The organism is Salinispora oceanensis, from assembly GCF_000383575.1.
GTDB classification, from domain to species: domain Bacteria; phylum Actinomycetota; class Actinomycetes; order Mycobacteriales; family Micromonosporaceae; genus Micromonospora; species Micromonospora oceanensis.
Window position 1 is genome coordinate 4,684,441 of record NZ_KB911579.1, and the last position, 14,113, is coordinate 4,698,553.

The 14,113-nt window shown below is 68.1% G+C and carries 13 protein-coding genes; 2 read left to right on the plus strand and 11 right to left on the minus strand.

Annotated elements, in window-relative coordinates:
• Nucleotides 1–12: 12 nt before the first annotated feature.
• The 8 genes from SALPAC4_RS0121425 to SALPAC4_RS0121460 all read right to left on the minus strand — a co-directional run bounded on the left by SALPAC4_RS0121425 (nucleotide 13) and on the right by SALPAC4_RS0121460 (nucleotide 8,718).
• Complete coding sequence (locus SALPAC4_RS0121425; RefSeq protein WP_019872094.1) at nucleotides 13–924, minus strand: SDR family oxidoreductase; 912 nt, start codon at nucleotides 922–924, stop codon at nucleotides 13–15.
• Nucleotides 921–1,544 carry a TetR/AcrR family transcriptional regulator gene (locus tag SALPAC4_RS0121430; protein WP_027644956.1) on the minus strand — a complete coding sequence of 208 codons (624 nt, stop codon included), beginning with the start codon at nucleotides 1,542–1,544 and terminating at the stop codon, nucleotides 921–923. Before SALPAC4_RS0121430 ends, SALPAC4_RS0121425 begins: the two co-directional genes overlap by 4 nt.
• Before the next feature lie 107 nt (nucleotides 1,545–1,651).
• On the minus strand, nucleotides 1,652–2,953 hold the full coding sequence (locus tag SALPAC4_RS0121435; protein WP_019872096.1) for an MFS transporter: 1,302 nt from the start codon (nucleotides 2,951–2,953) through the stop codon (nucleotides 1,652–1,654).
• On the minus strand, nucleotides 2,946–4,148 hold the full coding sequence (locus SALPAC4_RS0121440; protein ID WP_019872097.1) for a cytochrome P450 family protein: 1,203 nt from the start codon (nucleotides 4,146–4,148) through the stop codon (nucleotides 2,946–2,948). The genes SALPAC4_RS0121435 and SALPAC4_RS0121440 overlap by 8 nt, the downstream gene beginning before the upstream one ends.
• Before the next feature lie 44 nt (nucleotides 4,149–4,192).
• Nucleotides 4,193–4,870 carry a DUF5825 family protein gene (locus tag SALPAC4_RS0121445; protein WP_019872098.1) on the minus strand — a complete coding sequence of 226 codons (678 nt, stop codon included), beginning with the start codon at nucleotides 4,868–4,870 and terminating at the stop codon, nucleotides 4,193–4,195.
• A complete protein-coding gene (locus SALPAC4_RS0121450) occupies nucleotides 4,851–6,755 on the minus strand; it encodes a RiPP maturation radical SAM C-methyltransferase (RefSeq protein ID WP_019872099.1) in 1,905 nt (634 codons plus the stop codon). Before SALPAC4_RS0121450 ends, SALPAC4_RS0121445 begins: the two co-directional genes overlap by 20 nt.
• 83 nt (nucleotides 6,756–6,838) lie before the next feature.
• On the minus strand, nucleotides 6,839–6,997 hold the full coding sequence (locus SALPAC4_RS28030; protein ID WP_018215451.1) for a hypothetical protein: 159 nt from the start codon (nucleotides 6,995–6,997) through the stop codon (nucleotides 6,839–6,841).
• 5 nt (nucleotides 6,998–7,002) lie between these two features.
• On the minus strand, nucleotides 7,003–8,718 hold the full coding sequence (locus SALPAC4_RS0121460; RefSeq protein ID WP_019872100.1) for an alpha/beta hydrolase family protein: 1,716 nt from the start codon (nucleotides 8,716–8,718) through the stop codon (nucleotides 7,003–7,005).
• A 256-nt stretch (nucleotides 8,719–8,974) separates the two neighbouring features.
• Between SALPAC4_RS0121460 and SALPAC4_RS0121465 the strand changes: the two genes are divergently transcribed.
• Nucleotides 8,975–9,409: a MauE/DoxX family redox-associated membrane protein gene (locus SALPAC4_RS0121465; protein WP_019872101.1), complete on the plus strand. Its 435-nt coding sequence runs from the start codon at nucleotides 8,975–8,977 to the stop codon at nucleotides 9,407–9,409.
• A gap of 42 nt (nucleotides 9,410–9,451) precedes the next feature.
• On the opposite strand, the gene SALPAC4_RS0121470 is transcribed toward SALPAC4_RS0121465, so the two are convergent.
• Entirely contained in the window at nucleotides 9,452–10,141 is a 690-nt protein-coding gene (locus tag SALPAC4_RS0121470; protein WP_019872102.1) for an ElyC/SanA/YdcF family protein, read from the minus strand.
• 158 nt (nucleotides 10,142–10,299) lie between these two features.
• On the opposite strand from SALPAC4_RS0121470, the gene murJ reads away from it, so the two are divergent.
• On the plus strand, nucleotides 10,300–11,865 hold the full coding sequence (murJ, locus tag SALPAC4_RS0121475; RefSeq protein ID WP_019872103.1) for a murein biosynthesis integral membrane protein MurJ: 1,566 nt from the start codon (nucleotides 10,300–10,302) through the stop codon (nucleotides 11,863–11,865).
• Between the two features lie 143 nt (nucleotides 11,866–12,008).
• Here murJ and SALPAC4_RS0121480 read toward each other — a convergent pair whose 3' ends face one another.
• Together SALPAC4_RS0121480 and SALPAC4_RS0121485 are read right to left on the minus strand one after the other, a co-directional pair.
• On the minus strand, nucleotides 12,009–13,370 hold the full coding sequence (locus tag SALPAC4_RS0121480; RefSeq protein WP_019872104.1) for an alpha/beta hydrolase: 1,362 nt from the start codon (nucleotides 13,368–13,370) through the stop codon (nucleotides 12,009–12,011).
• The gene (locus SALPAC4_RS0121485) at nucleotides 13,370–14,065 is read right to left on the minus strand and encodes a TetR/AcrR family transcriptional regulator (protein ID WP_019872105.1); all 696 of its coding nucleotides are present in this window, start codon (nucleotides 14,063–14,065) and stop codon (nucleotides 13,370–13,372) included. The genes SALPAC4_RS0121480 and SALPAC4_RS0121485 overlap by 1 nt, the downstream gene beginning before the upstream one ends.
• Between the last annotated feature and the right edge of the window lie 48 nt (nucleotides 14,066–14,113).

The following is a 14,113-nucleotide window of genomic DNA, read 5'->3' on the forward strand; positions in this document are numbered from 1 at the left end:
AGCGGCCTCGGGTCAAAGTGGCTCCCCGAGGGGCCCGTACTGTTCGGCCAGGTTTTCGGCCCAGTGGGCGGCGAAGTCCGGTTGGCTGCCGTCGGCGTCGGTGAACCCGTACTCCCGGTAGAGGCCCCAGGTTGCCAGGGCACGGCCGGTCTTGGCCAGGATGTTGGGGTCCGCGGCCAGTGCGGCGACAGCCCGACCGAGGTAGGCCGGGGTTTCGGAGTGGGCGAAGTTCGGGTCCTGGGCTACCCCGTCGCGCCAGTTGGCCTCGGTGACACCGAAGTGTTCCAGCATGGCCTCCGAACGGAGAAAGCCCGGCGTGATGGCTACGGCCGCCACGCCGTGGGGCTTGAGCTCGGCCGCCTGGGCGACGGCGAGGCGGATGACCGCGGACTTCGCCAGATCGTAGAAGAGGCTGCCGCGGTAGCGGGCGGTGTTGCCGTCGGTCACCTCCACCACCAGGCCGCTGCGGCGGGCGACCAGGAGGGGGAGCGCGTACCGGCTGGTGATGATGTGGGTCTCCACCGCCTGCCGCAGCAACCGCAGACCGGTGTCCAGCTCCTGTTCCCACAGTGGATGCTCCCAGTCGGTGAGCGGATCGCCGCCCCACACCGAATTGACCATGATGTCGAGCTGGCCGTCCTGCTCGGTGGCGATCTGGTGGATGAGCGCCTGGACCTCGTCAGGACGGCTGTGGTCGGTCCGAACCGGAATACCCAGTCCGCCTGCGGCGGTGACGCGCTCGGCGGTCTGCTCGATGGTCTCCGGGCGGGCCAGGTCGGAGCGTTCACCGGCGCTGCTTCGTCCGGTGACGTACACCGTTGCGCCGGCGGCGCCGAGCTCGATGGCGATGCCCCGTCCGCCGCCGCGGGTGCCGCCGGCGACCAGGGCCACCTTTCCGGCCAGCGGGCGTTCCTCCGTCGTCATGACTCCTCCAAATCAGGGTTGGCGTGCGGCGGCAGGTAGGGTGCCAGCACGGCGTCGAGTTCCTGCCGGAGCCGCTGTTCGAGGCCGCCTTCGCGCTCCAGCGCCCAGTTCAGACCGACGCCGGCGGTGACCGCCTGCACCGTGCGGGCCAGTGCTGCCGGGCTGCGGTTGGTGCGGAGCTCACCGGTGCCCGCTGCCTCCGTGAGTAGCTGCTCGATCATTCGTTGCTGAGTGTGGTGAATGGCCAGGGCACGTTCGTAGAGCTGCGGATCACCAAGATCCATGCACAGGAACGCCAGGTGATTGGCGTAGCTCTCCGGGGTGCTCAGCGCCGCCACGGACCGCACCATCAGCGTCGCCAAGGCCCCGAGCGCCGAATCGTGCGTGCGACGCACGTGCCCAACCAGCTCGCTGATGTCCTTCTCCGCCTGATCGGCGAGGGCGAGGAGCAGGCCATGTTTGGAGCCGAAGCGTTGCACCAGGGTCGCCGGGACCAGTCCGACCTCGCGCGCGACGGCGGCCAAGGTGAGACCCGCCGGACCCACCTGACCCATGACCTGCGTCGTCGCATGAAGGATCACCGCATCGTCAACTCCGCGCGGGCGTCCCACCGGCACCATCCCCAACATTAGTAAATGACTGTTCATTCATTAAAACAGGTGGAGCCGTCCCGGGCAAATCTCGCCGCTGCCGGTAGCCGCGTCCGCTGGTCAGGGCCGACTTGCCATCACCGCTGCCGTAGTTCGCGGCTGGCGAAGCCGTAGCCGAACGCCGCCAACAGCGCTGCCGCCGTGGCGAGGAAGATCGCCATGCTGCCATAGGCTTCGGCCACCAGACCAGCGGCGATGGTGGAGAGCGGAAACAGACTCAACGCGGCGAAGACGATCGCGCTCATCACCCGGCCAAGTAGGTGCGGCGCAGTGCTCTGCTGCACGATCGTAATCACCAGTACGTTCGTGACGGTGCTGGCGAGGCCGGCCACCGAAAGCGCCACCACAGCGCCGAGATAGCCGGCTAAGGGCACCAACGCGACAGCCACACCCAACACCAGGCCCGATACCATCGCCGTCGATCCGCGTCGGGGCAGCCCCGCCAAACCGGCGGAGCAGAGCCCACCCACCAGCGAGCCGGCCGTGAAGGCGGCGAGCAGACCGCCCAGCCCGCCCGCACCGGCGGCGAAGTCGTCGTTGTTCAGCGACGGTAGACCGACCCGGACCATTCCGCCGACGGTGAGGTTGGCGGTCGCGGTGACCAGCAGCACGGTACGCAGCAGTGCCGACTCACGAAGTAGCTGCCAGAACCCGATCTCGGGACCAGCCAGCGGCGGAGTCCCGTCGGCCGGCTCCTGCGGCGGCGATGCGCCGCCACGTTTAGCGGCCGCCACCGGCAGGGCCGCGGCGCGCCCCACACCGCCGATCATCGCCAGGCAGGCCGCCGAAACGGCGAAGGTCACCGCGTCGACACCGAACGCCACCGCTGGCGAAAGGGCGATCACCACGAGCCCGGCCGCCCCCGGACCGATCATTCCGGCCGCGAAGGTAGCAGTGCTGTGCAACCCGTTGCCGGCCTGCAACTGCTCGGCGGGCAGTAGCCGCGGGGTGATCGCGTAGGCAGCGGGCTGGAACAGCCCGGCGCCCAGCCCGGTGCCCGCCACCAACACCGCTACGGCGAACATGCCGCCAGCCCCGGTCACGGCGACCACGACGATGCCGGCGGTGAAGAGAACCCGAATCAGATCAGAGATCAGCATCACCGGCCACGGGCCGATCCGGTCGGAGAAGATTCCGCCCAGCGGCGTCGTCACCAGCCGGCACAGCCCGTAGCCGGCCACCAGTAGGCCGAGATCGCGCGCGCCGCCGCCGAGCTGGTAGACCAGAAACGGAAGCGCCACCGTGTGAAAGGCATCGCCAAAGACAGAGATCAGTTCGGCCGCGAACAGCAGCCGGTAGCCGCGGGTGCGCAGGGGAGCGAAGCTGAGCTGCGGCCGGAACCGGCGAGTGAGGGAGGTGACCGCCGTAGCCTCAGCCATGGAGGGATACCGGAAGTGACTCCAGTCCACGCAACATGATCGTGTCTCGCCATTGAAGCTGGCGCACCTCGGTGGCGAGCGCCAGCTTCGGATGCCGCCGCAGCAAGGCGCCGAGAGCCACCTCACCTTCGAGTTTGCCGAGAAACGCGCCGAGGCAACGGTGCAGGCCGTGGCCGAAGGCGAGATGTCCGGTGTCGCGCCGGTCGAGGATCAACCGGTCGGCGTCTGGAAAGCGGTCGGGGTCCCGGTTGGCGCCCCCGAGCGACACCAGCACCAGCTCACCGGCGGGAATCACGACATCGTCAACAGTGACCGGCGTGGTGGTGAAACGTAGCGTTGCCATGGCGACCGGGGACTCGTAGCGGAGGAATTCGTCTATCGCCTCCGGCAGTGCGTGCCGGTTCGCCAGCAGCCACCGGTGCTGGTCGGGATTGCGCAACAGGGCGAGGGTGGCGGTGCCGAGCAGGTTGACGGTCGTCTCGTGCCCGCCGATCAGGAGCAGGAAGACCATGCCGACGATTTCGTCGTCGGTGAGCTGGCCCGCGTCACGCGCGGCCAACAACTCCGTCAGGAGGTCGTCGCCGGGCCGGGAGCGTCGTATTCGTAGCTGAACCGCGATGTAGTCGGTCATTTCCCGCAGCGCCGTGGCGAAGACGGCAGGATCGTCGTCGTGCGTCAGGATCGCGGTCGACCAGGACCGGTAGGCGTTTCGCTCCTCGGCTGGGAAGCCGAGCAGCTCACAGATGACCAACATCGGCAGTGGGAAGGCGAGGTCCTGCACCAGGTCCACCGTCTTTCGACCGGCGAGCCCGTCCAGCAACGAGGTGGTGATCCGTTCCACCAGTGGCCGCATCGCCGCCACCCGCCGAGCGGTGAACGCGCCCTGAACGTGGCGCCGCAACCGGGTGTGGTCCGGTGGGTCGCTGTTGAGCATGTGGACGATGTCACCGCCGAGGGTAACCCCGGCCACCCGGTTGTCGGCCAGGGCCTGGGCGCGGCGGGCGTCCTGCCCGAATCGTGGGTCGGCCAGCGCCGCCCGCACCTCCCGGTAGCGGGCGATGACCCACATCGGAACGCCTTCGTCGCTGTGCAGGATCGATACCGGTCCGTTGGCGCGGATGCGGGCCAACGTCGGGTACGGATCGGCGATATATGGCACCGGTGGCGGGGCCGACGTGCCGGTCACGGTCTCCACGGCTCTCCTAGCGGTCGGGGTGGCGGTCGGCGAGAGAAGCCTGCCTAGACGCTCAGGGCAGGAGAAGGCCACCGGTACGCCGGGGTCGGCAGCCACCACAGATACCCGGACTGCTCGGCGATCAGCCGTGCCTCGGTCAACTCCCGGCGTACGGGAACGGGTAGCTGCCCGGCCGGGACACCCTCCGCCAACTCGGTGATCGCCGTCAGGTGCGCTGGTTCGTCGATGGTGTACATCTCCAGGGTGCCGAGCCGCCGGTCGCGTACCTCAGTGAACCCTGGACCCCGCCGGGACAGACACATCCCCAGAAAGAACGACGTCTGCCAGCCCCGAACCGCCGCATCGTCACCGACACCATCCACTCGAGCCGGCGGATACAGATGGTTGAACAATCCTCGACCCGCGCAGCCGTCGTGACAACGGGCGACCCATTCGACCGAGATCGCGTAGGCGGTCAGCTCCCGGAGCAACACCAGGGTGCGGGCGGCGGCGACGCCCGCGTCCGGACACAGGTCGACCGGGTCGGCGAGCCGGACCTGCCGGACGCCGAGGTGGTAGAACTCCGCGACGAGGGGTTCCCACGCGCCGGTGATCCGTCGCGTACCGAGAGACATTCCCGGGACCCGGGCGGTGGTGGGCTCGTAGTCGCGGGATAATTCGATCTCGACCCCGCTTGCGCTCCACTCGGTCATCCCGGCGAGCTCAGGCGACGACGGTGGCACGCGATTCCTCCTCGAGTCGCCGGGCGACAGCTCTACGGTGATCGATCCGAGTCAGTACCTGGTTGTTGGACTCCACGGCGAGGTGCACCTGGTAGCCACCGTCGTGAAACAGCAGGCCCAGCGCCGTCCACCGGGACAGCAGCGGCTCGACGGCCGTCGCCCCGCCGGGTACCTTCGCGACGAGGGTCGCGACCGTACGGGGCTGGCCCAGGAGCCGAAACAGTTCGATCTCGGCGGGTGTGGCCAGCTCCAGCACGGTCCAGTCGTAGCTGGCGCGTCGGCTGACCAACACGATCCGGTCGGCAAGCTCCTGGTACGTGAGCCGGCTGACCGGATACTGCGCCTGCCAGCTGCCGAGTGCCGCTTCGAGGTCGGCGGCCTGGGCCCCGTCGATGCCCTTCGGCGCCGACGTGAAGACGTACGCCAGGTCGGCGAGTTCGGCCTCGGGCAGCTGGTAGATCTCGGTGTACTGGGGCGCCGGCCGCAGGGTCGCGAACCCCAGTTCCGGGCGGTCAAAGTAGGGGCTGTACCGCTCGATGGCGATCCGGGTGGAGCTGATCGGCGGCTCCAGATGGTGCAGGGCCGGCAGCTGCGCGACGATGCTGGTGTAGTCCTGCGCCGTCTCACCGGGGAACCCATACAGGTAATTCCAGCTCGCAGTAACCCCGGCACTCTGCGCGTCGCGCAACGCCCGTACGTTCTGGCAACCGGTGACACCCTTGTCCATCAGCCGCAGCACGTTGCTGCTGAGGCTTTCCACCCCGGGCTGGACCTGCACCGCACCGCCGTCGCTCAGCTGCTGGAAGTGGTGCCGGCGCAGGTTGGCCTTGACTTCGAAGTGGAGGCGCAGATCGTACTCCGATTCGGCCAGCCATCGCAGCACCGTGTCGAAGTAGGCCATGTCCAGGATGTTGTCCACGACGATGAAGTCGAGCAGTTGGTGGCGGCGTGCCAGGTCGAGAAGCTCGTCGAGGAACCGGGCTGGGCTCTTGCTGCGAAACTGCATGAACGACCCGTTGAGGCCGCAGAACGTACAGTGGTGCTTCTCGCCCCACCAGCAACCGCGGGAGCCTTCAACGACCAGTTTGGGCGCTACCCAGTCCGCCGCCACCGAGGTGTCCAGTCGCTCCAGGTAACCGGTGTAGTCGGGCGCGACGATGTGGGTTGGTGGCAGGGGAGTGGACGACATCGGGTTGGCCCGTCCCGCCCCTTCCCGGTCCCGCCAGCACAGGCCGGCGATCCTGGCCAACTCCATCCGGTCGGGTGCGGCGGTCAGCGGATCGAGCGCTTCCAACAGGTGCGGGAAGGCGACCTCGCCCTCACCCCGTACGACGTAGTCGACGTAGGGGAAGTTGCGGTGCAGCGCCGCCCCCTGCGGCCCATCGCAGTTGGCGCCACCGAACACGATCCGGGTCTGCGGCCGTAGTTGTTTTAGCAGCCGGGCGACGGCGAGGCTGGCGGTGTTCTGCTGGAACGTGGTGGTGAAACCGACGACATCGGGCGTCATCGCCGCCAGTTCGGTCGCGAGCCCCCAGATGAATTCGGGCACCACCTGGTGTATCGATCCGGTCCGGGCGATCTCGGCGTCGGCCGTGCCGTTGCTGGTCAGCAGCCGGGCGTAGGAGTCGAACGATCGGTCTGCGTCGTCGAGCAGGCCGGAGAAGACCCAGTCGCCGGCGCCGAGGAAGTAGGAGGATTCCGAGAAGTACTGATAGTCGGCCAACGTGAGGTTGGTGGCTCGGGCCGCCCAGTCGACGAAGTCGAGGTTCGCGTAGCGGACCTCGACTTCGTGGCCACCGCGGCTGGCTGCCGTACGCAGGATGCCCAGCGCCAGCGACGGAACATCGATCGAACCCCACGGCATGCTGACCAGGACGACCTTCATCGCGGATCCTTCCGTTGGTGGGCTTCGTTCCGGAGCGGGCTGCTCCGGAACGAAGCCGTCGAACTCGCGGTCACCACCGGTGGCTACTCGCTGACCGCCACCTTGTCGGCCGCTGGATCGGTCCCGCCGCTCCGTTCGGCCGCGACCGCCCGGTCCATGTCGAGGAACATCTTCACCACGACCGCCCCGCGCTCCCGCTCGTTGGTGGCGATCGGGTCATGCCGTACGCTGCGTCGCTTCATGCGATTCACCTCCCTCCCTGGCTGGTTGGTTGATACGGACGGCCGTCCGCTGCGGCCGCCCGGGTTCGGTCCGGTCCCAGTGCCTGGCCGGCGTACCGGAGCAGCTCATCGAACGCGCGGGTCTGGCTGGCGGCGTCCCCGAGATGGCCGCCGGACATCCAGTGCAGCTGGTGCGGCACCCGGCGGTGGCGCAGCGCAGCGACGTAGCGTCGCACCTGGCCCGGCGGGCAGCGGTCATCGTCGCTGGCGGCAGCGATGAACAGGGGGCCACGTACCTGGTCCAGGTAGGTCATCGGATTGGCCGCACGGTATCGCTGCGGTACGTCTTCGGGCCCGCCACCGAAGAGCTCGTCGTCCACCTCGCGCAGCGCCGCCGTGGTGCCGTGGTAGGCGGCCGGGTAGTCGGCGATGGGGGCGACGGCGAGACCGACCGACCAGTCGGCCGGTGCGACTCCCATCGCGAGGAGCACCAGGTACCCGCCCCACGAATATCCGCACAGGCCGACCCGGTCTGGTGCGGCGACGCCGCGGTGGAGCAGGTGTCGGCGTACCGAGGTGAGGTCGTCCAGCTGCGCCAGCCCGACGCGTTGGTCGAACCCCCGTTGCCACTGCGGCCCGTACCCGGTCGATCCCCGGTAGTTGGTACGCACCACCGCGTACCCGGCGCGTACCAGCAGTTCAACCCGGGGGTCGTAGGCGTCGCGGTCGTGTAGGGACGGCCCGCCGTGGACCAGGAACAGGGTCGGCCACGGCCCGGCCCCGGGCGGGGTGGCCAGGAAACTGTGGATCCGACCGTAGGGCTGGGTGGTCCACAGTTCGCTGCGCCGGGTCGTTCCGGTCGGTCGCGCCGGGCCAGCCGTACCCGGGGCTGCGGTGCCGGGCGCGACGACCCGACGCTCGGGCGGCACCGACCCAGTGGTCCAGACATAGTGGATTTCTCCGCCGGGGGCACAGGTCAGATCCAGGATCGTGCCGGGTGGGGTGGCGATGGTCGCGGGTTCACCGCTGGTGAGGTCGGCCAGCAGTAGCCGGCTGCGACCGGCGTGGTCGTGTTGGATGAGCACCTGTCCGTCCGCGCCGTACCAGTGGGCGGTGACCTCGGTGTCGTAGGTTAGGGCCGCTGCCAGTGCGATACCCCGGTCCTGCTGCCAGGTACCGACCTGGTAGCGCTCTGGTGTTTCGACAATGATCAGCAGCTGCGGGTGGGATCGGTCGCCGGGGCGGAACTCGAGCGCCCAGATTCGCCGGTGGGGGCTGCCAGCCACGACGTCGAGCCGACCGTCACTGAGGTGAACGACACTGATCGCCCGGTCGCTGTCGGCCCGCCCGGCCAGTGCGACCGTCGCTCCGTCAGCGGTCAGGTCGACCAGTGTCGCGTAGCCCGCCGCAGCGGCCACCAGCTGCCCGGCTCCGCCGGGTCTGCCCACGTAGCACCGGGTCTCGGTTTCGGTGCCGATGCCGACTGCGACTCGGCCGCCGGAAGCGTCGAAGGCGATCCCGGCCTGTCGCCCGGGTGGCAGGCCGGTGAGGGCGGCGGGTGGTGTCGTCGGGTCGGAAGGGGTCGGCGGGAACGGTTGCCGTCGCCAGAGCCCGATCCCCGCCGGGTTCGCGTCGAACCACCAGAAGTGCCGGCCGTCTGGTTCGATGTCGTAGGCGGTCACGCCATTCGGGGCGGTGGTGCGGACCTGCTGCTGGTCGGTGCGCCGGTCCCAGGTCAGCACCTGGGTCAGGCCTTTGTCGACGCGGACTTCGACGGATCTTTCAGGCCGCTGGGCAGCGAAGGCAGGCGCGTAAGGAATGTGCACAGTCACCCCGATCCAGGACAGGCACCTACCGGATCGTAATCTATCAATTTCTCTCGGTAAATAGTCGGTCGAGAATTGCTGCCTGGCTTTTCGGAATAGTTCACGAAGCCAGCCGACCGTTTTTTACCTTGTTTTAGGTGATAAAGCTGGATTCTGTCGTTAGCGTCGACTCATGTGGCTTCGCGCTGTCCTGGGTGCCATCCTCACGGCGATGGGAGCCGGCCAGCTTGCTTCGTGGCCGGTGCTGCCGGACATCCTCGCCGCGTACGAGATCGCGCCCGCGGCGGCGTTGCCGTGGCTGGCCGCGGTGCTGATCCTGGCGGAACTGGCCGGTGGGCTCTGGCTGCTGACCCGACCGCGGTCGTGCGCGCTGACCCCGGTCTGGATCTACACCGGGGTGGCGGCGGCCTGGGCCGGTCTGGCGGCGCAGGCGTTCGTACGGGGGCTGACGGTCGACAACTGCGGTTGCTTCGGGCGCTTCCTGCCCCAGGGACTCGGCTGGTTCGTGCTGCTGCAGGACGCTCTGCTGCTGCTCTACGCCGGGCTGTTGCTGCGTGCCACCCGCAGGGCCCGGGCACGATCGGCAGCAGCCGCGGCGACCGGCTGAGAGAAGCGGCGCAGCGGAGCCGGCGCCGCCGCCCAGACCAGCTCAGTGCACGACCCAGCCAGACCCATGGCTGCTCCACAACCAGGAGAGGTACCGCCGCAGCTCCAGCGGTGTGGCGAGCCAGCCCTTGTCCTGGTAGGTGAGGATGCGTTTCACCTCGCCGGGAATCAGGTCCTCGGAGGTGACGCCAGTCTCCGGGATCGGCGTCTGTGGGGCGACGGCCGCGGGAGCGGGAACGACGGGTATGCGGATGCCACGTCGTTCCAACTCCTTGAGAACGGTGAGATAGAACCTCGGCAGATGGTAGGGGGAGGTGGTGAGTGCGATGCTGGTGATGCCACCCTTCTGCACCTGGTCAGCGATCCAGGCGGCCTGCCGGCCGGTGTTGGGCGACGGGTCCGGCTGTAGCTGGAGCCCTTCCCGGCGGCGGAGGCCGAGACCACGTAGGTAGTCGAGGGTGACCTCGGTGTAGGTCTTCTCCGCCGGGTTCCCGCTCGTGACCAGCAGGTGGCGGAGGCGGGGGTTTGCCTCCCAAGCCCGGATCGCATCGGTGAAGCGCCACTCTTCCCCCTGGCCGGTCGCCACTGCGACGGCGTCGACGTGGCTGGTAGCCGCCGGAGGTATGGAAAGGATCATCGTGGTGGCCTTGGTCACCTCGAGGAGTTGACTGGCCGAGAAGCCATCCAGTTCTTCGTCCTGCACAAATCGGGCAATCGTTGACTCGGTGCTCATCTGGGCCTCCAATCGGGGGCTGGGCTGGGCTGGGCTGGGCTGGGCAGGGCTGGGCTGGGCTGGGCAGGGCTCCGGGGTCCGGGGCGGGGTCCGGGCGCCCGTGCGCTAGGAAGGTCGCCATGGCAGAAGGATCTTCCCTTAGCAGCGCGGGTCGGACCATGGCGGTGGCGACGTTGGTATCCCGGGCCGTCGGCTTCGTCCGGCTGGTGGTGCTGGCCTCCGCGCTGGGAATGGGGAGTCGTCTGCTGGACAGCTACAACGTGGCGAACACCCTGCCCAACGCCGTCTACGAGCTTGTCCTCGGAGGTGCGATGGCCAGCGTGGTGGTGCCACTGCTGGTGCGGGCCGCGCTGACCGAACCCGATGCCGGGGTACGCTACGCCCAGCGGCTGCTGTCGCTGCTGGTCTACGGGCTCGGGGCGGTCACGTTGGTGGCGATGATCTCGGCCCCCTGGCTGGTCGCGGTCTACGCCCCGGGGTTCTCTGCCGAGCAGCACGAGCTGGCGGTGCTGCTGTGCTGGTTCTTCCTGCCCCAGATCCTGTTCTACGGCCTCAGCGCCACCGCCGGCGCCGTGCTCAACACCCGGGGCCGGTTCGCCGCGCCGATGTGGGCGCCGGTTGTCAACAGTCTGATCGTGATCGCTGTCGGGTTGACCTACCTGGCGATCGGCGGCACCACCAGCATCCCGTTGATGTCCACCGGGCAGCTGGTGTTGCTCGCCGGGGGCACCACCGCAGGCGTCCTCGCCCAGATGGCCCTGGTGGTGTGGGCGTTGGCACGCAGCGGCTTCACCCTTCGGCCCCGGCTTGACCCACGGGGCATCGGGATCCGCCGAATCGGTCAGCTCGGCGGCTGGGTCCTCGTGTCCGTCGTCGCCGCGCAGATCCTGCTCGCGGTGGCCACCCGGGTCGCCTCAACCAGCGGACCGGGCGGGGTGAGCGCCTTCCAGAACGCGCTCGCGGTGTTCCAGATGCCGTTCGGGGTCCTCGTCATGTCGGTGCTGACCGCCATGCTGCCCCGGCTCAGTCGCCACGCCGCCAGCCGCCAGCACGCCCACATCGTTGAGGATCTCTCCCAGGCGGTACGACTGGCTGTCGTCGCTCTCGCCCCGATAGCGGTTGCCATGACGGTGCTCGGCCCGCAGATCGCCACGCTGCTGTTCGCCTACGGACGCAGTTCACCGTCGGCGATCGCGCTGCTGGGCGCGGTGGTGGCAGCCTTCGGGGTGGCCCTGGTGCCGTTCACCGGCTTCATGATTCTGCAACGCGGGTTCTACGCCCTGCAGGACACCAAGACCCCCGCGATCATCACTGTCGGAGTCACCGCCGTCGGCGTGGCCGGATGCCTCGCCGCGTCGCGGCTACTGCCCCGCGCCAACGCTGTGGTCGGTGTTCCCCTCGCGTACGCGGTCGCGTACACGGTGGGCCTCGCCGCTGCCGCCCTTCTCCTGCGCCGCCGACTGGGCCGCATCGACGGGCACCGGCTACTTGGTACGGCGGCCCGGGTGGCGGTCGCCGTCGGCCTCTCCGGTAGCTGTGGTGGCCTCACGGTCTACGCCCTCACCCCGCTGCTCGATTCCCCGAGCAGTGGAGCGCTGATCATCGTGACCACGGCGGGCATCATCGGCTGCGCCGTCTACGTTGCGGTGGCCCGCCTGGTGCACCTCACCGAGCTGCGGCAACTCGTGACAACCGCCCTGGGGCCTGTGTCGAAGTCGGTGTAGCCACTCGTTGATCGCGGCAGCGGCCGAACACCACCTACGCCGCCGACCAGGGCCCGTAGCACGCCGGCATGTCCCGTCACGGCGCACCTACCCGGGTCCGCCACCACCGGCCGGGCCGCCCCAGGAGACTCCCTGGGCTGGAATCACCCGGCAGATATATCAGGCGTCGTGCACCGAACCGTCCGGTCCAGGAACTGTCGAATCTGACTATTCTTCCATCGGGCGACCCCGATACCAGACGCGTCGCCGAGGTGTCCCAACCATCGCAGAATGGGTAGTACGACGGTAGCGTCATGGAAGTCCAGGTGCTTCGTCCCGGGTGCTGTCATCTCGTGGAACTCGGCCTGTGCGGTGTCCCGTGCGAAATCGTTGCTGCCAGAGTTCAACTCACTGTAGATCATCAGGTACGGAACACTGAGTGGGTCGTGAGGGCGTTCACTGTAGAGCCCCCCATCGATGTTGATGGCTACGGTGCACCGGTTGTCGATCTTGCTGAGCTCGCTGGCGACCGCCCCGCCCAGAGATAGCCCCATCGTGGCGATCGGCTGTCCTGACCCCAGTTCGTCGGTGGGATATCCGGGAACAGTGGCCAGGATGCTGGGAAGCCGGTCAAGCACATGCTGTGAGTCTTCGGTGCGTCGGGCAACGACGGTAGCTGCGCTTGTGCTCAATTGGTAGAGCTCCGCAGAGATTCGGGCGCGCTCGGAGCGGGTGAGGTCACCCCGCAGTGCACGGTTGATTTCCTGGGTTCGGCTGGCTGTGGCCGGGGCGACGGCCGCGTCTGCTTCCTCCAGCTCGGCGCGTTGATCGATGTGCCTAACACTCACCACGACATAGCCGTGGCTTGCCAACGATTCCATCAGGAGCGAGTTTTCCGCGGTGATGGACACGAGCCCGGGCTGGTAGAGGATTACCGGTGCGGTAGCAGCGTGTCGGCTGGCGTGGGCCCCACGAATCGCATGCGTCCGTACCTGCTTCAGGTAGCCGGCGAGCCGCCGTAGCCCGGAGGGAATCCCGGGAGCTTCGTGGAATTCGAACCACAGGGCCTCGCCTTCCGAATGTCGTTGATTCAGGTTTGCTTCCGCCGGGTACCACGTGGTGACGAAGAGTCGCCTACGTCCCATGCGTGGTGCCGTTCTGACGTCACGCTCCTCCGTTGTTGTGATCACGCCGACCGCGAACGGGCCGTCGGGCTGCGGGAGGCTGGGAATGGGAAAGCCGACTACCAGCGCGGCAGACACTGTCGACAACACCAGAGCGACCAGCCCGCCGACGATGCGTACGCCGACGGGCAGTTCTGTGCCGACGGCGACGCAGAGCCAGGCGACGGCGAGGTAGGCCGGTGCCATCTGCCACCGGGCGCTGTTGTTGACCAGGCGGAGGATGCTGAGTGCGGTCACCGCGACGATCGCCGGCAGCGTCACGCTCGTCGGAGCGGCGAAGAGGGTCAGCGTCGTGGTGAGGGCGGTAGCAGTCAGAATGGCGCGTTCGACATAGGTCCACATCATCGATTCCGCCGGTCCGACGAGCCCGGGACGAGGGCGACACCGAGGTAGCCACAGACGAAGTCGGCGAGTTCCTCGGCGAACTCGTCGGCATCGGTGGGAAGGTTCCAGCCGGACATCCCCTCTGGGTGAAGCAGGCGCCCCAGGAACATCAGGTTGAAGAAGTACGCCGTCATGCTGGCCGCTCGGGCCAGGTCCGAATGCCGTATCTCGTCGGCGTGACTCTGTAGCAGTGAGCGAAAGCCGGACACGGCGACCTCCTCCCGGCGCCGCCAGTGCTCGTCAAGCAGGTCCGGGTGCAACCGAGACTGAAGGTAGGCCGGTCGCATGACATGGCGCAGGTCCTCGGATTGACGCCATGCCGCACGGCCAACTTGGACGAGTGCCTCACGCAGCGAGGTGTGGCTGCTCGGCTCGGGGTTGTCCCGGGTGAAGTCGTCCCACCAATGCGTCACCTTGCGCAGGTACAGGGCGACGAGGATGGCGACGGCGGCGTTCTGATTGTCGAAACGCTGGTAGACCGACGCCACGGACACACCGGCCCGGTTGGCGATCTGCGCGACGCTGATCTCGTTGAAGTTCTCTTCGAGCAGCAGTTCGTCTAGTGCGGTGATGAGCTTGTCCCGGGTCTCGCGGGAGCGCCGCTGCGTGGCGGGTTTGGCGCCGGGCGACGCACCGTCCACAGAACTAAACATGACTCAGGTTTACCTTATTCTTGGAGGGATCTCAACCGACTCGCCACG